Source organism: Exiguobacterium sp. s34 (assembly GCF_018617435.1).
Taxonomy (GTDB): domain Bacteria; phylum Bacillota; class Bacilli; order Exiguobacteriales; family Exiguobacteriaceae; genus Exiguobacterium; species Exiguobacterium aestuarii.
In genome coordinates, this window is record NZ_JACSKE010000003.1 from 296,107 (window position 1) to 317,728 (window position 21,622).

Genomic DNA, 21,622 nt, shown 5'->3' on the forward strand with positions numbered 1-21,622 from the left:
TCCCTCCTCTTATCCGTTATATCGGGTGAATTTGTGTGATATTCATCATTGAAAGAGATAAAAAATTCTTTCCGACCCGAATGAAGTCCAAAACAGGTACTTGCTGTTAGTTCTTCTCCACGACACGTCGCACGATGGAGAAAAACACTCGGTTCGGTAGAAAACGCTTCAACGCGATCAGTAGTCCCGCCTGTTTACCTGATGGATAACGAAGTCGTTTCTTCCGGTCGTTCGCTGCACGCCAAATCGTCTCAGCGACAACATCGGGGCCTTCGGCATTCGCACCAGCGGCGTTCGTGTTATGAAGTGCGACCTCTGTATAGCCATCATATACATCAAGAGGTTGATCGCGAACGAGTTCTTGGGAACGGCTATAAAAGTCTGTCTTAATCGGTCCCGGTTCAATCAACTTCATGTCAATATTAAACGGTGCCAGTTCGAACTGAAGCGATTCGATGAATCCTTCAATCGCCCACTTTGAACTGTGATACAAGCTATAGATTGGGAATGTGATTTGACCACCGACTGAAGACACGGTCACAATCCGGCCGCTCCGCTGTTCACGTAAATAAGGAAGCGCTGCTCGGATCACGTTCATGACACCGAAGACGTTCGTATCAAATTGCCGCTGAATCTGTTCAGGCGAGGCTTCTTCGAAAATACCGACTGCTCCATATCCGGCATTGTTTAATAACACATCGATCGTTCCGTGATCGGAGACGATTTGCTCAAAGGCGTCACGAATACTCGATTCGTTCGTCACATCTAGCTGATAAAGCGACACACCTTTCAAATTCGACAATTCTTGATGGTCTTCAGGTTGTCGCATCGTCGCGGCGACATGCCAGCCTCGTTTGCTGAACAGTTCGACGGTAGCTCGACCGATTCCGCTTGACGCTCCTGTGATGACAATCGTTTGTTTCTGCTTCATATTCATTCTCCTTATAACGTTTATATGTTTAAACTTTTAAACTAATTAGTGGAAAAGAAGCCCTTCTCTTTGTTTCCAAAAAGAAAGGTCAAAGGATGCATTCGTCTTCGATTGCGCGCGTCAGTGCCTTCAGCAGTCCGACCGCGTCCTCGAGCGTCAAGAAGTAAAAGTTCTCTGTTCCGACTTTCTCTGATGAGACGATGCCCGCTTGTCGCAACAGTTTGAGATGATGTGAGATGGCCGGTCGAGACAGCTCGATCTTTTCATCAATCTGATTGACGTTCAAGCGTTCATGTTTGGCGATCTCGACGATGATACGTTGACGATTGACGTCGGCCAATACTTGGAACAACGGGATTGCATCTTCAAATAAAGATAACGATAACTCAGGTGTAGCATCTGGTTGCTTCATATTCATCACTCCGTTTAAAAGTTTAAACGTTTAATCCTGTATTTAGAATACTAGGTGACCCGCCTTCTGTCAACGAAGTTGTTCGTACACTTCGCGCAGAATGCTTGAAATCATATGTCTCGAGTCATAATCTCGCTTTGAGATTTGAACGAGAGGTGACGGTTCGGGAAAGAGCTGGGCATTGATGTCGTCAATCGTATAGCCTGCTGCGGTTTTTGATAGCACGTTATCAGTCAAGCGTTCTAGATAATCGAGCTTTTTGGTCAGTTGCTCTCTCCCCTGTTCGAGACGCCCGGCGTGTTGGCAATATACTTCCTCAAAATCAAGACTCAGGACACGTTTGAGCGAGCGGATCTGTTCGGGGACGGACTCCTCCGGAATCATCACTTTCGGATACGGATAGACGAACAAATCACCGGAGAACAGTCGACCGTTCTCCTCATCGAATAAGACGACGTGATTCGGTTCATGTCCGGGTGTGTGAATCACCTCATATGAATGATGTTCCGACGTGATTTGATTGTCATGATATGCGATTGGTTGAAACGGTTCCGGGTCACCGGAGAAGAGCGCCCGGTAATCCGGGATGTCTAGCCCCGTTCGGCACATTTCCACCGCGGATTCACGTATGTAGATCGGTACCCTGTACGTTTGATCAAGCCAAGCGGCCGTGCCGATATGGTCTTCGTGAGGGTGTGTGATACTGACAAGATCGATGGGGACCGATTTATAAAACGACTGGAGAGCCGGTAGCATCGTCCGTGTCCCGGTATCGATGATCATGCCGTCGATGTAATACACATACATCGACATTTCGAATGGACCGTTCTTTACGTTGGCACTAACGGCCGTGACTGGTCCATAGTTCTTTACTTGCATCATGTGTCCCTCCTATATCTCACTTTTCTTCATTATAGCGAAAAAGAGCAAAGACCTGCAGACCATTCACAGTTCTTTGCTCAATTCATTTTCCTATAGGTCTTCCCCATTCGTTGCGATGACACGCTTATACCAATCGAACGAGTCTTTCTTCATCCGCTCCATCGATCCGTTCCCTTCGTTGTCACGGTCGACATAAATCATCCCGTACCGCTTCTTCATCTCCCCTGTCGTAAAGGAGACGATATCAATGATGCCCCAAGGCGTGTAGCCAATCAAGTCGACCCCGTCATAAATGACGGCTTGCTTCAATTGTTCGATATGGGCTTTCAAATAATCGATTCGGGCCGCATCATGTATCTTTCCGTCGACGATCTCATCGACCGCACCGAATCCATTCTCGACGATGAAGAGCGGAATCTGATAACGGTCATATAAACGGTTGAGCACATAGCGGAGACCGACCGGGTCAATCGCCCATCCCCAGTCACTTGACTGGATGTACGGATTCTCGACACCATTCGGTAGGCCACCGTTTACGATATCCCCTTGATTGTCCGCGACGACATCACTTTTCACGGTCGTCGACATATAGTAACTGAAGCCGAGATAATCGACCTTCCCGTTCTGTAAAATCTCTTCGTCTCCTTCAAGGATCGGGATGTTATACCCTTCCCGCTTGAACTCGTTCAAGGCGTAGCTCGGATAGAAGCCACGTACTTGTACGTCCGGGAAGAAATACCGTTGACGCATCATCTCTTCGGCGAGCATGACGTCGTCCGGGTTCGATGAGTATGGATAGATCGGGACATGCGACACCATCGCCCCGATTTCAAAGTCCGGATTGATTTCTTTCCCTTTGGCGACAGCGAGGGCGCTCGCAATCAGTTCATGGTGTCCGGTCTGATACATGACTTCACGCGCGTTCTCGCCTTCTTCTAGGAGGACGCCTGAATTCGTCCATAAGAAGAGCGGGTTGTTGACGTCCATCTTGTTGTTGATTTCGTTGAACGTCATCCAGTATTTGACCTTGTCTTTGTAGCGGTCGAAGCAGACCTCGGCGAAACGGACGAAATGCTCGACAACCTCACGATTGCGGAAGCCACCGTATTCACGAGCAAGGTGGAGCGGCATCTCAAAATGAGAGAGTGTGATGATTGGTTCGATGTCGTGTTTGAGTAGCTCATCGAACAAGTCGTCATAAAACTGAAGACCCGCCTCGTTCGGCTCTGCATCATCGCCGTTCGGGAAGATGCGACTCCACCCGATCGAGGTACGCAAGCATTTCAATCCCATCTCGGCAAAAAGGGCCACATCTTCTTTATAGCGATGATAAAAGTCAATCGCCTCATGGTTTGGGTAGAATTCGTTCGGCTCAACCTTGTCCGTGATACGACGCGCGACGCCGTGTGCACCTGCCGTCAAGACATCGACGACACTCGGTCCTTTGCCGTCAGCGTCCCAACCACCCTCGAATTGATGGGCGGCGAGTGCGCCTCCCCATAGAAAGTCTTTCGGTAACATCTTCATCCTCTATTCCTCCTTCACATGAATCATACACGTCAAGTATAATTGTACCGGTACAATTAAACAAGGTTGATACAATAAAACAATTTTGTTTTTTCATGATATAATACAATAAGTGACGAAAAAGTGAGGAATGACCATGTTAAAATACCAACAAATCGCAAATGAAATCGAACAATACATCCATGAACAAAACTTAAAACAAGGGGATAAATTACCTGTCCTCGAGCAGATGATGAATCAATATGCGGTGAGCAAGAGTACGATCACGAAAGCTTTAGAGCTGCTCGAACGAAAAGGTATCATCTTTCAACTCCGTGGTAGTGGCATTTTCGTCAGACGCCATAATCGTCCCGGTTATATGAGTCTCTTTTCCACTCAAGGATTCAAGAGTAACCTTGGAAATCGAATCTTGACCTCTGATGTACTCGACGTGTCTGTTATGAAACCAGATGTGTTGGTGGCTGAAAACCTCGGGATTGACGTGACTGACGATGTATACCGTGTCGAACGGGTAAGATATGTGGATAGCGAAGTGCTTTGTCATGAAGAATCGTATTACGTAAAAGCCATCGTACCTTACTTGAATCGAGAGATTGTGGCAGATTCCATTTTCGATTACGTCCAAAGTGCGCTCGGTGTCACAATTGGTTTTTCTGACATGTATCTACAGGTAGGTCGATTGACTGACAGTGAAGCGGAATACCTCGGTTTGCATGAGGATGATCCGACGCTTCGTATCGAAACAATCTTTCATCTGACGAATGGGAAGCCATTCGACTACTCACGCATCACTTATCATTACGCACATTCGCAGTTCGTCATTCAGGCGAACGGCCCCTATATGTAATGAAACCCCTCATGCGCGCATGAGGGGTTGTTTGTTAGACAAGTTCTTTTCGGTTCAAATCGAATAGCTCGCGATCCGTCTCATATAGGAGTTCGTCAAACCGTTCGGTTCCGTGTTCTTCGATGAACAGCTCTTCTGAAGGGTAAATCGGTACAAACCAGACGATTTGGACGCTCTGCTCCTTGTTCTTATACGTGAGGAACGACTCATCTGAGTAAAAAGGAGCGGTCGCATAGACCGAAGAAAATGAATATTGTTCAATCACTTCATCTGGCAGTTCGTAGAGTTCGCCCAACTCGAACGCCTTGTGCCTTCTAATCGCATAAAGGGTCAGCTGCAACATCAATTCAGCAAACTCATCTTTGACATGCTGTTGATTGAAGCGGAACAGCAACTCTTGGTGAGCGATCGAACCATTTTCGAATTGAAGTGTATGCCAATGTAGTCCTAATGTCGAAATACTTGTGATTTTAGAGGACTCTTCTTCAAGTTCGATGATTTGAACATCATCTTCTAGCAAGTGAGGGATATCATACCCGCTGACGAACGTGCCACAATGTTTTTCTAGATGTTCTAAATAGTTCATGTTCCATCCCTACTTTCTCATAATTGGTGTACTGTTTGATTCGGGTTTTGAGTTTGATGGACTCAATCGATTGACGCAAATTCACTTCTTCTTTACTTGGGTCATTCAAAATACTTTGATGTCTCCATTCACGTGATCCAAGAGATAATATGTATCATGGGCATCGTGCGCGAAAACAAAATTTCTTGCGATGTTCGGATGAAATTCAGCAGTGAACGTTTCAATTGTTTGCTCGTGTGTCGGAAATGAAAGGGACTGCCACACTTTCTTCGTTTTCGGAATCTGAAGCTGAGGCAATAGTTCGTCAACAATCAATGTCTTCCAATCTGCGTCATTTAACATGAAACGATATACATTCTTACGGGAACCAAACGTTCCACCTAAACAAAATGATACCTCAATCGGGAATACACCCATAGTGACATATTCGAAAAATGTCTCGATATTGGCTATCTCCGTTGTCTCGACACGATTTACTTGTTTCCCTTGGAGTGTCAAACCGTCTTCATAATAACTCAGAATCCAGTCCGTCTCTCCTCGTAAGACGATGACCTCATTCGAAGAGAGAGTCAATTCCGACTCTAATAACTCACGATTTTTGATGGTTTTGGTAGTCAGATGCTCTTCTTGACGTTCAAAAGAGAAGAGATGTTTTCTCGTAGCTCTCACAGTTCGTTTCCGTTCAATGCGCAATGGAAAGTCCTCATCCTTCAGATGTCGAAAAATTAATCGATTTGCTTCTCCTTCTTTCAGTGCATGACTCGGTATGATCACCATTTCTAGTTGTTCATGTTGATTGTATAATTTTTTTGACATCATGTTGTTTTTCGTCTTTTAAGGAACCAATACCCGAATGGCAACATCGCTAACACTGCAAAACCAATCAATCGGATAGTATTCGATGTTGGCTTGTTTGATTCTGCTTCGTCTGAATAGCCATCCGCTCCATCCATCATTCCCTCTTCGGCATTCCCTTCAACACTTTCATGCTCTTCAATCAATAAGGCTTGAAACGCCTCAGTTGAAATCTCATTCCCGCTAATCATCTGTTTTGAATTAGATGTCAACGCCGTCAACATGTCCCCATCATAATCAAACCATGCCGACCTTTCTGTGTATTTCACGAGATGTCCTTGTACGTCCATCAACGTTTTTGGTGTTTCTTTATCAGAACCGAACGTTGAGAACGCATATGTATTTGCAGATTGTTCATACGTCCCGATCACGTTGACCGGTTCATCATCTTGAAAGACGGTCGCCACAAATTCTTTTGTCGGGATGAACGAACACGTCTCATCCGTCTTGTAACAAGAAGAGGACGGGACATACGTCTCAAGTAGTGGCCCGAACGTGATATTCTCACTGTCCGTCATATGATAAGAAGTCGGGTCATCTCCCTGAATATGATCCATCACAATGTCATAAAAATATGTTTTCGCAAATTGTTCAGCAGAGGATTCCGTCATCTCGGCTGATCCGGTTATCGTACTCGCAAGTAGTCCAACAGAACAAATAAATAAGCTCATCATTCGCTTCATGTGCTTCTCCTTTCATCACCCTGATGACTTCAGCAACATCGCGTGGTTGATGTGAATCAATTCGGCGTGTGGCTGTTTATGACGACTGACATATGACGTAAATCGAGATGATGCGACAAATGCATTTGATTCATGAATCATCGCCAGTCGGACGAGAACGAGGCGTAATTGTTTTCGTCCCTCTCCAAGTACAATATGGTCGATTTGATTGTGTTTGTCGAGTCGGTTGATCAAGAGTTCTACTTTACAGTCTTCTTTGATCAAGTATGAGACCCAATAGGCCGTCTGTTGGATCAAGTCTTCATATTGCGCATGGAGCCCGTTCCCAAGCGGTCCGCTCAAATCGAGAGAAATCGAGAACGTGTCGAGGTTTTGTCGTTCGTAGACTTTCGCCTGGACATGTCCAGTCTTTGAGGTGGCGACCCAGTCAATATGCTTGGCTGGCTCTTTCTCATATCGTTTCGCGCTTTGAATCATCAAAGGGTCTTTCAGTGGAGAATGTTTGACGATGCGGTCACCCATCCGAATCATGCGCGATTCGGATATCGGCGATTTCGTGATGGCGGGTAACACGATCCATGAGGGAAGCGTCATCCCCTCATCCGTGAAGAAGAGGGTTCCCAAGTGAAACGGTAAGGTGACACGCATGACACATGTATGAATCGAAGCGGGTCCTCGCTTCACAACAGAGACGGACACGTGATGAATGTCTTCTTCAATCCGTGAGTCATATGCCCGTGACCCGTTTTCAAAAGACATCCGCTCATTCCCCTCTAATCGAATCGATAGCGGAACACCGAGGGCAATGATTCGTTCATACCCATCGATGTGGATGATACACGTCGTCTCATCGTCGATGAATAAGAGGTCTTCTTTTTGTCGGATGGAAAACGAAACTTCATTTGAAAGCGTTCGAATGATTCGCTTCCGAATGAACATGACGATTAATAAGGCCCCACATATATAAGAGATGGGCCACACATAAGGCATCCACATCGCGAGAAGACCGAGACTGACATAAGCCGGCCACAGTTGATTTTGAAGAATGGACGGCGTACTGATTTCAACCTGTCGCATCGTTACACCCTTTCGACCGGGACGGGTACTGATTCGAGTACGTCCGCTAGCACTTGGCGCTTCGTCGATTTGATGTCGCCTTCAAGGGTGAGAGTCAAGCGGTGCGAGAGAATGTGTGGCGCAACCGTTTGGACGTCTTCAGGTGTGACGAACTGACGGTCGTTCAAGTATGCATAAGCTTGTGAGGCTTTGACGAGAGCGAGCGTCGCCCGTGGACTCGCCCCGACTTCGACTAACGGATGTTGCCTTGTCTCTTGGATCAGTGCGAGTAAGTAAGTGACGACATCTTCATGAATACGGATGTTCTCGACTTCTTCTTGTGCTTCTAAGAAAGCGGCATTTGTCATCAAGGCATCTACCACATGTCTCGTCTTTGAAATCGTCTGGAGAATCAAGTTTCGCTCTTCATCTGCCCCAGGATATCCGACTTGAAGGGACATGAGGAAGCGGTCGAGTTGTGCGTCCGGTAGCGCGAAAGTCCCGGCAGACTCGATCGGGTTTTGCGTCGCGATGACGAAGAACGGTTTCGGTAGCTGATAGGTGACGCCACCGATGGAAACTTGGCGTTCTTCCATCGCTTCAAGCAAGGCGGATTGTGTTCTCGGGACGGCACGATTCACTTCATCAATGAGTAAGATATTAGTGAAGATGGGACCGGTACGGTTTTCGAACGTCTGCGTCTGCATATTGAAGAAGTCTGAACCGATGATGTCAGAAGGCAGGAGATCTGCCGTGAACTGGATTCGAGCGAAGTCTGCTTCAAAGCTTTTGGCGATGCTTTTCGCAAGTAATGTCTTCCCGGTCCCAGGCACGTCCTCTAACAAGATATGGCCGTTCGCCAATAGGGCTGTGCAACATAATTTTGTGATTTCCGGTTTCCCGAGGTAAATGCGGTCTAATTGGTCCAATACGTGTCGGATGGTCATGAGTTCGACTCCTTTTGTGTGCGTAGTAGGTATGCGTCAAGTTGTTGAGTGAACGCTTCTTCTCGTTGTTGTGAGATTTCCCCGTTATCATAGCGTGTCTCTAAATAGGTGATCAGTGATGCATCGAGCTCGATTCGTTTCGCCCAGGTCGACAACGTCTCGGACGGGCGGCGACGTTTTTGTGGCGGCAGTGCTGCTTCGAAATGAATCAACTGTTGCCGAATAGCTGAGGCAGGTAATGGATGAAGCGTTCGGTTTATCTGCTCCGATGAGTTATCAGCAGTCACTGGTGAGTGATCCTCGATATCTAACTCTCTCACCTCGCTTTGTTTGTTCGAAGGACGTCGTCTTTTCCAAAGCCACCATCCGAGCAAGATGAGTAGTCCGGTAATGATGAATGGGAGGTAGGAGACACTATTCGTCTCTTCTGATGAGGGATTGCCATAAGAAGGTGACTCATCATTAACCTTCTCTCTTGGAGTTCCACCTTTGTCTTTTGAAATTTCACCTTTAGATCCCATATCGATTCCTCTTACATTGTCGTCAATAGGTGCATTACTCATACACCATTGTTCTACATCAACGACTTCAATCATTCCAAATAGCTTTCGTTTGTCCCTACAGTCCAATACCCAACTCGTAATCTCGCTTCCTGAGATATCTAATGATTGGTAGTAACGGTATCCAAGTTGACGGGAATAGGAGATGAGCGCGACCAGTAACAAGGAGAAAAGAATTCCTGACACAAAGATCATTTTGGCTTGTTTCATTGGTGTTTCCGCTTATGTATATTCGGTTTGATCGTTTTCATCTGATGTGACGGCTCCCTCCATAGATTCAATCCTTTATTTGGAAATTGGATTATATGGATTATACCATGCACCTTAACGGAATATTCAGTTATTTTTAGACAAAAGAAAAAGCCCGTTCATTGAACGAGCATCCACAATTCTCTACCTTCATCTTCTTCGTCGCTCAACCATTCTACAAATCCATACACGCGAATCTCCTGATCACTACGAATGTCCCATTGGTTCATAAACGTTTTGACATGTGGAATCGGGATCCACTTTTGATGGGATGAATCACGTCGCACAAACGTTTGTAACTCCTTTTCATCTTCAAACACGAGAAATTCAGAGTTCCAGAGTGTAGGAAAATCTAGCAGCACGACAACTCGCATTCGCTCATCCACACGCAACCCTACTAGTCGTTTCGCTTCATCGAGCAGAATATGGATGATCGCCTGTTTGATTTGGGCATTGTGTTGAATATCCAATAAAAAAGTTTGTCCGACCGGAATCTTAGTATTCCAATAACCATCGTGAAACTCAGTTGGAAAATCATGATGATTTTCTTGCATATTACGCTGAAGACGAATTAACTTTCGTTTCAGACCACGCACTTTCCGGTGTCTCATTTCAGGATCGACTCGATTTGTCTCATATGATGCTGGTCATGATCGATGAATTCTCCGATGATCACATATAGTGAATATGGGACACTTTGATGCGGATCATGTGAGACGCCATTCGCTGTCGTTTTATAAGTCAGCGCCTCTTCACTTAAGGACTCGAGCATCGTGACGAGCGTTCGCCGACTGTTAAGGGATTCTTTCAGTACGGCCTCACCTGTCAACTTCTCCGCTCTTTTCGTCGCCCGCGCGTTAAACGAGTCAAAGTCAGGGAAAATCATTCCTTCGCCGTTCTTCACTGATGGGATGATGACATTCAACAGATGGTTGTCCCAATGGGCGATATGTAAGACGATTTGCTTTATGGACCACTTCTCCGAGTCGATCTGTTTATTCCAATCCAATTCACTCAGCTTTTCTAACGAATCGAGCCATTCTGTGTACGCTGCGAATTCTTGAATGACTTGCATCAAATCCCCTCCCCGTTTTCTTCAAATTACTGCGATTATAGCATGAACTAGCCCTTCCGAATCATTAAAAAACGGCACCGTTCGTCATGAACGATGCCGTGCGTATCTCTATAACCAGACTGGTAATGAGAAGAAAACTAAGAACAATACGGTCAAGACACCGACGACCGGACTGAGTGACCGGTAGCCCTTCTTGAACAAGACAATCATCGTGTATGCGATGAATCCGAGTCCAATCCCATCGACGATGGAATACGTGAACGGAATCATGATGATGACGAGAATCGCCGGGAAGGCATGCTCCCAGTTATCGAGCGGCAAATGCTTCACGTTCTGGAACATCATCATTCCGATGATGATGAGAACTGGTGCAATCGCCGTCACGGGGATGATGGCAAAGAGTGGTAGCAATAAAAGTGATACCACATACAATCCCGATGTGACGAACGAAGCAATCCCGCCTCTTGCACCGACCGATATCCCGGCAGCCACTTCGACCGTCGAGACGGTCGGGCTTGATCCGAACATGGCACCGGCCATCGTCGAGAGACCTTGTGCAACGAGACCTTTCGGCGCATCCTTTTCTTTGTCGATTGCCCGTGTCTGATTCTGGATCAAGCTGATGTTTTCAATCAACAAGACGAGCGTCAGTACACCGACCGCGACCAAGAAGAGCGGAGACGCAGATTCCGCGAACGAGATGTTTCCGAATACCGTGCCGAATGACTCGAAGAACGGTGTCAACGAGAAACTACCTGTCCACTCCAGTGTTCCCATCACGGCGCTGAGTCCAACACCGAAACCGATTGTCCAAAGGAAGCTGCTTGGTCCCATCTTCAAGAACAGCAAGATGGCGACGAAGAGTGATAAAAAGGCCACCTGGACGTTACGCTCTCCGAGATCACCGATGTGGAGCAATGCCCCGCCCCCACCTGAGACAATCCCAGCTGCCTCGAGGCCGATCAAAATGAGGAAGAGGCCGAGACCGACCGTCAATCCGTCATGAATGATCGGCGGGAACGCGTTCGCCAATTTACGCGCCACTTTCGTGACCGTCAACAGGACGACGAGTACACCTGAGACGAACGAGACGGCGAGCGCACTTTGCCAACTCAATCCCATCTGTAAGACGAGCGTATACGTGAATAGAGCGTTAATCCCCATTCCCGGTAACAAGAGAAGGGGTAGATTGAAGAATCCCGCAATCAACGTCCCGATGATGCTTGTCAAAATCGCTCCGACGAGCGCTCCCTCGAACGGGAGTCCGGCTTGTGTCAAAATTGCCGCATGTACGGCCGGGATATATGCTGTCGCCAGGAAGTTCAGCACGCCCCCGTATGTTTCTGTTTTCCATTCTGTTTGTTTTGCCATAGGAATCAATCCTTTATTGGCACCCTCACCCACCCGTGTATACACACGAGATTGATTATATCCTGTCAGACATCTAACAAGCAAGAGCGATTCGACTCAATTCAGTCTTTGGACCCATTCATGAGACCGATTCCATCAAAAGATTCATTTTATAAAACAAGAACGTTTGTTCTTATTTCAAGCGACTTTTTGCGAACAAATCTGCTATAATGAAAGGGCAGGTTAACGCAGCAATAGTGGGGTCAGCCGCCAAGTCCACAATGGAGGAAGGCGGTGGTGCGGATGGAACAACTTTGGACCTGGGTTGGAGATTATGTTATGATCCCAATCCTCGCTCCGATCATCGTTCACTTGGTGATTCACCGAACATCCGATCGTGCAACGTCTGAACGCACAAAAAAATGACCCCCTCGGCGCAATGAGATGGGTCACTTTCTGATTCACTAACCATTGTGGCGGCTGGGACCACTCTTAAAGTGGGAGCCTGTAAGCCAGAGGTCGGTGTGTCCAGCACCGGTCTCTTTCTACTTGCATCATACCATACTTTATCCGCGTTTTCAGTATGAGAAACTTCATTTGGCACGAAAATCACAAATAATTCATTCGCTCAGGAAACTTTATCCTGAGCGTTTTTCTTTCATTTCGTTATAACGCGAGAACCAGACGAGCATCGCGTCCGCTTCCTCTTTCGGAATGTCATCAATCGTCTCAACTGAAAGAAACCCTCCACGTGTCGAGAACTGCACCGTACATAACCCGAAGAGTCGTTGTAAGAGTGATTGCTTCACTTGAATCTGTTCAATCCTCGGTTTGTCCGTCAAGAATGATTGGACGTTGAATGCTCCAGTGCGCAATTGGATGAATTGATCGGTGCGGACATATTTGGTTGTCACGTAACTGAGTACACGTCCTCCGATGATGACAGCCCATAAGAGGAGAAGCCACCATGCGTACTCTCGGAAGAAGTAGAGGACGAGCCCTGAGATAATGATGCCGAACCAGCTGATTCGCAGCAGTTTGATGCCTATCGCACGTCTCGGAAGTCGGTGTAATTCATCAGACCATGCGAAATGTGTGAAGTGTTCACGTAGGACACGCATCGCCCGGTCACGTCGGACGAACGGGAGAATCGTCGATGATTCATCTTTTAGTTCATCCATCGTCCCTGCAGCGACGAGTTCGACACCGACAATGTGGAACCAGCGACGGATAAACGTTTCTTTAATCCGAATCGCTTGAATCTTCTCATACGGGATCTCTTTCGCGCTTCGGTTCAATAGTCCTTTTTCGACACGAATACGTTCTCCTCTCCGCTCGAGTCGGAAGTTCCCATACTTCAAGAAGTTGATGACCATACCGATCACGACCGACAGCATCAATACCCCGATGACGAGAAGACCGATGACGATGATGGACGCATGGACGACATAATCTTCGACCTGGTTGAATGCCCCATCCAAATTGATGAAGTCGTCGATTGACGAGATAATCGTCGAAGCGACCGGAAAGATGGCGAACACTGAGAGCGACGTGATGGAAGCCAACACGATTTCGCGCGTAGACAAGGCATATAAAAGGCGGCTTGGTAACGGCTCTGTCTGTTCGGGAATCGCATCCGATTCTTCTGATCCATCCACAACTTGTTCGTTCTGTTTGCGATGTCGAACCTGCTCGAGTATATCTTCAAGTCGCTTGGCTTCTGTCGGAAAGACACCAGCCAATTTAAAAGAAGCATCATCACTGTTGGCGTTCGTGTCGAACGTCAATTCAACGACGCCCAACAATCGATAAAGGAACGGGCTGTTCGAATGAACACTTTGAATTTTATAGAGTGGGAGCGACTTTTCTTTTTTCAACCAGTTTCCTTCGATGACATAGACAGTCTTTTCGTCGAGTGCATACCGAAAGTTCAACCATCCAAAAAACTTCTGGACAATGTCGAGCAAGAGAAAGAGTAAAATACCGACCCGGATGATGATGCCAAACGTCGATTCCCAGTCATTGTTGAGTATAAAGAGCAGGACGATTGGAATGGCGAATGATTTGATGACCTCAAGAATGCGAAGCACCAAAACGCGACTCGGGAGTCGATGCCACGTTAACGCGGTCTCGGTCATACGACATCCTCCTCTTCGATACGCGCGTAGATGGCGATTTGTTCACGAAGTGTCTTCGCGAAGGACTCTTCGATTGCATAAATGTCATGAGACCCGGCAGCTGTTCCGATGGTGATGGTCTGTAGCCCATATTTACGGAGAAGCGGTCCTTGTGCCGCATGTACATATTGGACTTTGGTCATCGGGATGAGCACATCATGTGTTGTGATGATGCCATGATGGATCCGGATCTCAAGCGGTTGGACGTCATATGTGAATCGTTCTTGTTTCCACTTTTGAAACCAGATGATGTCAATCAAGCTATAGACGACATCGATGACGAGCAGCACGATAAAGCCAATCTGTAGCCAAGTCGGCCAGTCAAACCAATATGAGGCCCCTACAAGCGCTCCTGTCACGAGAAGACCGATGAGATAAAAAATTGAGCTCGATAATCTGAAGACGGTCCGCGCCTCGATTGGAAGCGTTCCGCTGATTCGTTGTGATGTGACACCCTCTTCCGGTGTCGGTGGTGTTTCTGACATGATGAATCCCCCTATCGTTCATATGTATCTGTCCTTATTGTATACGCGTTTCCCCTCGAAAAGTTTCAGGATTCGGTCGGGAATGTACTCAAGCGCTCATATAACCCTTCGATCATCGCCCGATCTTCTATTTCGAAAACCTGTTTTAATCGGTGGACTGCCTCTAATCCTGCCATTTTCAAGTCACCTGTTAACTTCCCGGTCATTTTTACGGAAGCAAACGCGCCCGCGACGACGACTTGGTCACATGTGTAGGCATACTCATACGTGGCCCAGTCTTCTGGAGCATATACATCTCGATTAATCCAACTTTCGATTAGGGCGTACGCATACGATAAATAGCAAAGATCTCTGTCTTTTCGTATCACTTCTTCATACATATCCAATGCATCGGCTCCAGCATCATTTCCGAACGGTGCATATTCTTCCGTACAATCTACATAAAAGTCATCATTGAAATATGCCTGATACTCCGGATGTGAGGTCAGAAAACTCGGTCCTACTTCCGGGTCATTCACATAAATATGGTTGTCCCAATCGAAAAGAGATTCAACATACCCTTTTCTCAATTTTTGACGAATGAGCTTCTCCACTTCGTTCGTACATTCCGCATTGGATTCAAAAGACTTCACTTTTACTTTTCCGATGGTTCCTAGTTTTCCGTAGTTTACAGCAAACTCATCATCCATAACGATGATGTTCCAATACTTTGTAGTATGTTCAAAAGACCGCTTGATCATGTAGCGTTTCCTCCCGTCTTCAGAGCATTCAATCATATGACAATTGTACCTCGGATGAATCAGAAAAAACGAACCGTCCAATCGATTCGTCTCTTCGGTCATTTCATCATTTTGCTCTCGAATTTGTTTATGAGCAGATTTTTCACTTCGGCTCGTAACGGAATCGTGCAATTTTTTCGTTCGCTCTCGCATAGAGTGTTTCCAATGAAAAACGACTGGGCCGAGAGAGTTCTTTGGCGTACACGGCCTCAATGGTTTTGTCGATATAGGCATTTTCTTCTTGAAGATATTCGATAAGTAACATTTTGTATTCGTCAGAAGTCGCTTCCTGATGTTTCATTCCATTCAGTTCTTCAAGATAGGCATCATTTTCTGCTTTGAATCCTTCTAGCTCTTCGACTGCTCCGGCCACGTCAACGTTATCCATCGATATACTTGATAACATCAGCATTTTTATCTGATGATTCTGGGCATCTGCAAGAATGGTTCCAGCGTCAAAAGCGATAACCGGTCGAGGATCAACTTCTTCTGTTGAGGATGTCGCGCCACAACCAATCAACGACATCATCATAGTAAAAATCAGTAAGAGTATTATTAAAACCCTTTTCATCTTTATCCCCCTAAAAAGTAAGTCATGAAAGCAACATAGCGATAGACTTCTTGGCATTGTCAACGATTTCTCCAGACTAACATATTTTACGTTTATTACCAAATTCATCGTTAAGAACCCTTTGCCTTATAGTCAGTGTCCATCTCTAATACTCAATTGAAAATCAAAGAAATATCACATCAAAAAACCATGAAGGCACACTTGGTTCTGTGTACTCGATCACGGTTTTTTGACAAGTTATTTCGATTTTATTGCTGGCTTGCTCGTCCTTTAATCTTCAAAGAACCATTTCTTACGTGGTTCCACTTTTAGGTTGTCTCCATGTTTTTTCATTTCCGTCACAAGGTAGCGTTCGAGTTCGTTCATCGCCTTGACCCAGTCGGTCATTGTCGCCACGAGAGGAACGACGATTAAGATGAGTTCTTCCTCTTCTTCTCTCATGCGCTCAATCATCAGTTTCGCAAAGTCAAAGTTCTCATGGATGAGATCTTCTTCACGGTCGATAAGATGCTCATTCTCGAGCTCATAGGCAGAAAATAGTCGCTCATGTCTTCTCAATAGATGACGAATGTGCCGATACAGTTCATCTCTCAACTGTGGTGGCAATTGCTCAATTGTGTAAAAATCATGATCGAGTTTCTCAATCACATGAAGTGCTGCCCGGTTCGTCTCAATCATCTTAGATTTAATGACGGCTCGTCGGAAAATGGGCGTTTTCTGTTCAAGCCAACGATTCGCTTTAATTTCTTCTTCGAAATAGGCGTACGTCTGTTTCGAATCGTTATGCAACTTCTTCGTCTCTGGTAACGACTCGAAAGAGGAGCGTCCACCTTCCGTTTCTGAGAATAAGCGCGCGATTCGGACGACCATTTGAAAGACATCGGTTACTTGTGCTTCGAGTTTCCGTTCATATCGTGGTGGGAACAAAAGTGCATTTACAATCAACGCGACCGTGATCCCCATCATAATGAGTAAGTAACGTTCGCCTGCAAACACCCAAACCGGCATATCCGACTGACTTGCCCCTTCCATAATGAGAATCGTTGTTAAGATGACGGTCCGTGTCGTCGATTCTAAATTTAAAAACAGAAGGATGGAGATGGCAATGATGATGACGAATCCGATCGCAATCGGTGTCGGATTCGGGGTGAGCAACAAGGACCCGACGGAGAGCAATGCCCCAATCAAGTTCCCTTTCATCTCTTCAATCAAGCGAAGCCCGGTCTGATAGACTGACGGCAGGAGTGCAAGTGACGCAGCGAGTGCCGGGACGACGATTTGTTGGAATTGAAATGCCTCGGCAATCAGCAAGACGATTGCGACCGACAGTCCGGTCTTAATAGTTCTAGCCCCAAATTTCATGTAGTGGTGCCTTCCTCTCTTACACCTGTCATATGTATTTTTTGCCTTCTTCCTCAATTCTAAAACGTACCATATTCTTTTCAAGGGGAAATGAACCATTTCAGGCAGTTTTGTGAACGCTTCCGTGTTATGATGGCGTTGGATATTTCTTTCATCTTGATGGGGAGGGGTTTACTTGTCAACAATTGCTTTATTCGGCGGAAGTGGCCGTACAGGGGAACGGATACTTGAACGCTTACTTGAACGTGGACATACTGTCCGACTTTTAACGAGACATTCCATCGATGCGAACAGTGGAGTCATTGAAATGATTGGAGATGCGACGGACCGCGAGACCGTCTTCGAAACGGTTCAATCATCAGATATCGTGATCTCGGCGTTAGGGACGGATAAACAAGATGTCTTGTCTACATTCACGCCACTCGTGATCGAGGCGATGAAACAATTCAACGTATCTCGTGTCATCACAGTTGGGACCGCCGGCATCTTGCAGGCACATGAGAGTGACAACTACCGCTTTCAAACAAAAGAATCGAAGCGCTCAATGACAACTGCGGCAGAAGATCATGCCCGAGCTTATGAGTTATTACGGGATTCAGGTTTAGCCTACACTGTCATCTGTCCGACTCAACTGATCAATGAACCCTCTAACGGTGAAATCATCGTATCAAAAGAGGTATTGGGGACTAAACATTCAGGTCCAATTTCGAGAGATGATGTTGCCGATTTAGTAATGGCTTGTTTAACGGACGATGAATATGTCGGACACCGTGTCGGCATCACAACGGAATCATAATTAGGGGATGGGAAACATGCACTCACAAAGAGAACAACTAGCACGACTTGCTTTAACGTTTGAACAAGAGGAGATGACGGACGCAGCACGACTCGCTCGGACCGCCCTACAAAAAGTAACGATTGAAGAAGTGTGGATTGCCGTCTGTGGTCACTTCTCAGCCGGGAAGTCGACATTGCTCAATGACTGGCTAGAAGATGGATTCCTTCCGACAAGTCCGATTCCTACAAGTGCCAATATCGTCACGTTGCGGGGTGGAGAATCAGCGGCAGCCGTCGCCATCAATGATACGGATTGGATTTCATTAGACTCTTCTTCCCTATCAAACATCAGTGACTATTGCAAAGTCGAGGAGATCAAGGAAGTCGAGTATACGATTGACCGATTCCCGTTCGATGAGCACGTCGTGTTGATGGATACACCAGGGATTGATTCAACGGATGAACGCCATCGCCAAGCCACGGAACGTTCGCTCTTCTTAGCAGACCACTTGTTCTTCATGATGGACTACAACCATGTGCAATCGGAACAAAACATCGGGCTGATGAAACAGTTTAGCCGGGAAGGACGGCCCTACTCCATCATCATCAACCAAATCGACAAGCATGATGAGCGTGAACTCTCTTTCGTGGACTTCAAGGCGTCACTAACAAAGGCGTTCCGTCATCATGATATTGTTCCGAACGAGACATTCTATATTTCACTTCGTGATGTACAGCACCCTCATAACGAAGTCGAGCGCTTGCGGTCTTATGTACGTCAGGTCATCACCGAGGCAAAACAGCATACAGTCGAACACGCCGATGCTCTGATTGACACGTTGGTCCGTCGCAACGAAACATCGATTCAGTCGACATTGGAACAGTTGCCAACGTATGAAAAGAGTCCGAAGGAAATGCAATCTCGCCTACACCGGCTGGAGAAGAAACGGGCATGGTGGACATCGTTCCGTCGTGAATTCTTTAAACATCAAGCACCAATCGTCGAAAGTGCACCGATTATGACCTATGAATTTCGTGAGTTATTGCGCTCTTACCTCGAAAGTTGTGACCCATCTTTCAAGGTCGGTCTCTTATTCTCAAAAGAGAAAACAAGACAAGAACGTGCGCGCCGTGAAGAAGTGGCCGTCAAAGAGTTCAACCGTCTGATTGACATGAACTTGCGCCCACATCTCGTGAAGTACGCGGAAGATATCATCCGAGATTTAAAACTTCCGGAAACGCTGCTGCCAAAAGGAGATGTTCTCCCGATTGCACCGAGCTCACTTATCACTGAACAAGTGAAGTCCGGCGCATCACTCAGTGGTGATACAGTGTTACAGTTCAGTCGTGACATCGAGACGGCCCTTGCGTCATGGGTGACGAAAGTCTCGGAACCTTGGGTCCATTCGACGGATATGTATATGAAAGCTGAAGTCGACATGCACTTGGAACAATTTTCGGCTGAAGGAGACGAATTGTATGAAGCGCTCGATAATGAAGCATTACGCTTACGCCTTTTGAACCGTCTAGATGCTATCGGTCAATATGAAGCGTTGCAACTTGATTCAGGTCAGTTAGATCAGTTGGCCGTTCGAAACTATGTCGATGCAACGTATCTCCCTGAAAAACAAGCGAGAGTTGTCCAATCAGAGGTTGCGTCGACATCGATGTTAGAAGATGATCACGATTTATTTGATTTTAATTTTTCTTATGAAAATGCGGTATGTGAAATATTAGAGAATCATCCTTTATTTCGCTCCCGTGTCACGACTCTTCGTAAAAAAGTCGAGCGTGCGAAGCATGAACAATATACGTTTGCCATCTTCGGTGCGTTTTCAGCCGGAAAATCTTCGACCCTCAATGCCCTTCTCGGAGAGACGGTGTTACCGACCTCGCCGAACCCGCTCACGGCGTCAATTACGAAAATTGTTCCGCCGAACGGCCGGACGAATCGTACAGCGACAATCACCTTTAAGTCACGAGATGAACTTGAGGATGAGTTAAAAGGTTATGGGACTTCCCTCGCCTCACTCGATGTCGATCACCCATTCGTCAATGCTGTTAAATCAGCACCGCTCGATTATCTCGGGCAAATGGAGCTCGTCGACTATGACACGTTCTGCGCGTTCGTCGCACAAGAAGAGAAAAGCTGTATCGTGAAAGAGATTGAACTGTACCTAGACTCACCGTGGGCACGACGCGGCATCGTCTTCGTCGACACACCAGGGGCCGATTCACAGTTCAATCGACATAGCGAGGTACAGTTCGGCTATATGCGTGACGCGGATGCTGTCTTGTTCGTCACCTATTATAATCATGCGTTCACCGAAGCTGACCGAGAGCTCGTCATCCAGCTCGGTCGTGTCCAAGGGACCGGAGACCATGAGATGTTCTTCCTCGTCAATGCGTCTGATCTTGCGAAAGATGAAGAAGAACGGGATGCTGTCACGGACTATGTGTCGCAACAGTTGACCGCACTTGGTGTTCGGAGACCGACCGTCCTCCCGATTTCAAGTCGAAACGCCATCCAAGGGGATGACGCTGGATTTGACCGGTTCGTCTCGACACTTGAACGCTACGTCGACAAAGACCTTCGTCTCGCGAATGCGATGCGCATCCAAGATGAGACGACGGCTCTACTCGACGCGTTCGAACGCGTCCTGCACGAAGCAAAAGAAGATGAGACGGCGAAAGAACAACGTCGAAAGCAATTGGCTGCCTTACTTGACAACCCGCCGGCACTCGATGTGTCAGTACTCATCGACTTGTTTGACCGAGAAGCGAAAGAACTTCTCGCCCATCTTGAGACGCGTTCGCTCCTCCGCCTCTCGGACTTCGTCAAGGAGACATTCCACCCGGTCGAGGTCGACGGGTCGAGAAAGAGCCTTGAGCGCGCACTAGCAAGAACATTGGACAAATACGCCTACGACATCCAGCAAGAACTACAAGTGTTCCAGTATCGGCTGGAGCGGTATGTTCAACGCGAATTTTCAGCATTGATTAAGCGCAAGACGGAGCGCCAAGCGTCTCTCCTTCCCACGCTTGAATTTGATCGTGAACTCGACGTGGCATGGCTACGGGATGGCGTCGATCCGATTCATCTCGACACGTCACCTTATCAATCGGTATTGAAGCGCTATAAGAATGCGAGCCAATTCTTTGAAGGTGACGGACGGACACAACTGAAGGATGAGTTGACCTCACTTCTTCGCGATATGATTCGGTCGCGTCTTGAAGCGATTCATGCGAAGCAAGTCGAGCGGGCCAACACGGAAATCAGTAAAGCTGAAGTCGAGATTGAACGAGAATGGTCAACTCACTTGAAAGAACTTGCCGATGCAGAGCTCAGTATGTTGACGGACAGCCATTCCTTTGATGAGATGCGTGAACGACTCGAGTCGCTCAGAAAGGAAACGGTATGAACACATTACTGCTCATCGGACTCATCCCTGCCGTCGTCATGACGATTGTTCTGGGACTATTTCTGAGATATCTCTATTTGAACAAAGAA

The 21,622-nt window shown here is 46.8% G+C and carries 21 protein-coding genes; 3 read left to right on the forward strand and 18 right to left on the reverse strand.

Annotated features, from left to right (window positions below; all coding sequences use genetic code 11):
• Positions 1–106: 106 nt before the first annotated feature.
• The 4 genes from KNO87_RS08470 to bglA all read right to left on the reverse strand — a co-directional run bounded on the left by KNO87_RS08470 (position 107) and on the right by bglA (position 3,752).
• Positions 107–931 (reverse strand): SDR family oxidoreductase, encoded by an 825-nt coding sequence (locus tag KNO87_RS08470; protein WP_214795008.1) that lies wholly within the window; start codon positions 929–931, stop codon positions 107–109.
• Between the two features lie 88 nt (positions 932–1,019).
• Entirely contained in the window at positions 1,020–1,343 is a 324-nt protein-coding gene (locus KNO87_RS08475; protein ID WP_214788098.1) for an ArsR/SmtB family transcription factor, read from the reverse strand.
• Positions 1,344–1,412: 69 nt separating this feature from the next.
• Positions 1,413–2,222 carry an MBL fold metallo-hydrolase gene (locus KNO87_RS08480; protein ID WP_251126786.1) on the reverse strand — a complete coding sequence of 270 codons (810 nt, stop codon included), beginning with the start codon at positions 2,220–2,222 and terminating at the stop codon, positions 1,413–1,415.
• A 93-nt stretch (positions 2,223–2,315) separates the two neighbouring features.
• The gene (bglA, locus tag KNO87_RS08485) at positions 2,316–3,752 is read right to left on the reverse strand and encodes a 6-phospho-beta-glucosidase (RefSeq protein WP_214795012.1); all 1,437 of its coding nucleotides are present in this window, start codon (positions 3,750–3,752) and stop codon (positions 2,316–2,318) included.
• A 136-nt stretch (positions 3,753–3,888) separates the two neighbouring features.
• Between bglA and KNO87_RS08490 the strand changes: the two genes are divergently transcribed.
• Positions 3,889–4,599, forward strand: a complete 711-nt coding sequence (locus KNO87_RS08490) for a GntR family transcriptional regulator (RefSeq protein WP_214795014.1) — start codon at positions 3,889–3,891, stop codon at positions 4,597–4,599.
• A gap of 34 nt (positions 4,600–4,633) precedes the next feature.
• On the opposite strand, the gene KNO87_RS08495 is transcribed toward KNO87_RS08490, so the two are convergent.
• The 14 genes from KNO87_RS08495 to KNO87_RS08560 form a co-directional block, all read right to left on the reverse strand.
• Positions 4,634–5,185, reverse strand: coding sequence for a suppressor of fused domain protein (locus KNO87_RS08495; protein WP_214795016.1), 552 nt, complete (start codon positions 5,183–5,185; stop codon positions 4,634–4,636).
• 105 nt (positions 5,186–5,290) lie between these two features.
• Entirely contained in the window at positions 5,291–5,878 is a 588-nt protein-coding gene (locus KNO87_RS08500; protein ID WP_214795018.1) for a hypothetical protein, read from the reverse strand.
• Between the two features lie 122 nt (positions 5,879–6,000).
• Positions 6,001–6,723, reverse strand: a complete 723-nt coding sequence (locus tag KNO87_RS08505) for a hypothetical protein (RefSeq protein ID WP_214795020.1) — start codon at positions 6,721–6,723, stop codon at positions 6,001–6,003.
• 15 nt (positions 6,724–6,738) lie between these two features.
• Entirely contained in the window at positions 6,739–7,800 is a 1,062-nt protein-coding gene (locus tag KNO87_RS08510) for a DUF58 domain-containing protein (RefSeq protein ID WP_214795022.1), read from the reverse strand.
• A gap of 2 nt (positions 7,801–7,802) precedes the next feature.
• Positions 7,803–8,726 (reverse strand): AAA family ATPase, encoded by a 924-nt coding sequence (locus tag KNO87_RS08515; RefSeq protein ID WP_214795024.1) that lies wholly within the window; start codon positions 8,724–8,726, stop codon positions 7,803–7,805.
• A complete protein-coding gene (locus tag KNO87_RS08520; protein ID WP_214795026.1) occupies positions 8,723–9,496 on the reverse strand; it encodes a hypothetical protein in 774 nt (257 codons plus the stop codon). The genes KNO87_RS08515 and KNO87_RS08520 overlap by 4 nt, the downstream gene beginning before the upstream one ends.
• A 158-nt stretch (positions 9,497–9,654) precedes the next feature.
• Positions 9,655–10,146 carry a DUF3916 domain-containing protein gene (locus tag KNO87_RS08525; RefSeq protein ID WP_214795028.1) on the reverse strand — a complete coding sequence of 164 codons (492 nt, stop codon included), beginning with the start codon at positions 10,144–10,146 and terminating at the stop codon, positions 9,655–9,657.
• Positions 10,143–10,610, reverse strand: a complete 468-nt coding sequence (locus KNO87_RS08530; protein WP_214795030.1) for a DinB family protein — start codon at positions 10,608–10,610, stop codon at positions 10,143–10,145. Before KNO87_RS08530 ends, KNO87_RS08525 begins: the two co-directional genes overlap by 4 nt.
• A gap of 108 nt (positions 10,611–10,718) precedes the next feature.
• Complete coding sequence (locus KNO87_RS08535; protein WP_214795032.1) at positions 10,719–11,981, reverse strand: NCS2 family permease; 1,263 nt, start codon at positions 11,979–11,981, stop codon at positions 10,719–10,721.
• A 617-nt stretch (positions 11,982–12,598) separates the two neighbouring features.
• On the reverse strand, positions 12,599–14,098 hold the full coding sequence (locus KNO87_RS08540; protein ID WP_214795034.1) for a PH domain-containing protein: 1,500 nt from the start codon (positions 14,096–14,098) through the stop codon (positions 12,599–12,601).
• On the reverse strand, positions 14,095–14,622 hold the full coding sequence (locus tag KNO87_RS08545; protein ID WP_214795036.1) for a PH domain-containing protein: 528 nt from the start codon (positions 14,620–14,622) through the stop codon (positions 14,095–14,097). The genes KNO87_RS08540 and KNO87_RS08545 overlap by 4 nt, the downstream gene beginning before the upstream one ends.
• A gap of 65 nt (positions 14,623–14,687) precedes the next feature.
• A complete protein-coding gene (locus tag KNO87_RS08550; protein WP_214795038.1) occupies positions 14,688–15,362 on the reverse strand; it encodes a WGR domain-containing protein in 675 nt (224 codons plus the stop codon).
• Between the two features lie 142 nt (positions 15,363–15,504).
• A complete protein-coding gene (locus tag KNO87_RS08555; protein ID WP_214795039.1) occupies positions 15,505–15,972 on the reverse strand; it encodes a hypothetical protein in 468 nt (155 codons plus the stop codon).
• Positions 15,973–16,242: 270 nt separating this feature from the next.
• Positions 16,243–17,334, reverse strand: coding sequence for an FUSC family protein (locus tag KNO87_RS08560; protein WP_214795041.1), 1,092 nt, complete (start codon positions 17,332–17,334; stop codon positions 16,243–16,245).
• Positions 17,335–17,509: 175 nt separating this feature from the next.
• Between KNO87_RS08560 and KNO87_RS08565 the strand changes: the two genes are divergently transcribed.
• Both KNO87_RS08565 and KNO87_RS08570 read left to right on the forward strand, forming a co-directional pair.
• Positions 17,510–18,130 (forward strand): NAD(P)-dependent oxidoreductase, encoded by a 621-nt coding sequence (locus KNO87_RS08565; protein WP_214795043.1) that lies wholly within the window; start codon positions 17,510–17,512, stop codon positions 18,128–18,130.
• 16 nt (positions 18,131–18,146) lie between these two features.
• Positions 18,147–21,533, forward strand: coding sequence for a dynamin family protein (locus KNO87_RS08570; RefSeq protein ID WP_214795045.1), 3,387 nt, complete (start codon positions 18,147–18,149; stop codon positions 21,531–21,533).
• Positions 21,534–21,622 lie beyond the last annotated feature (89 nt).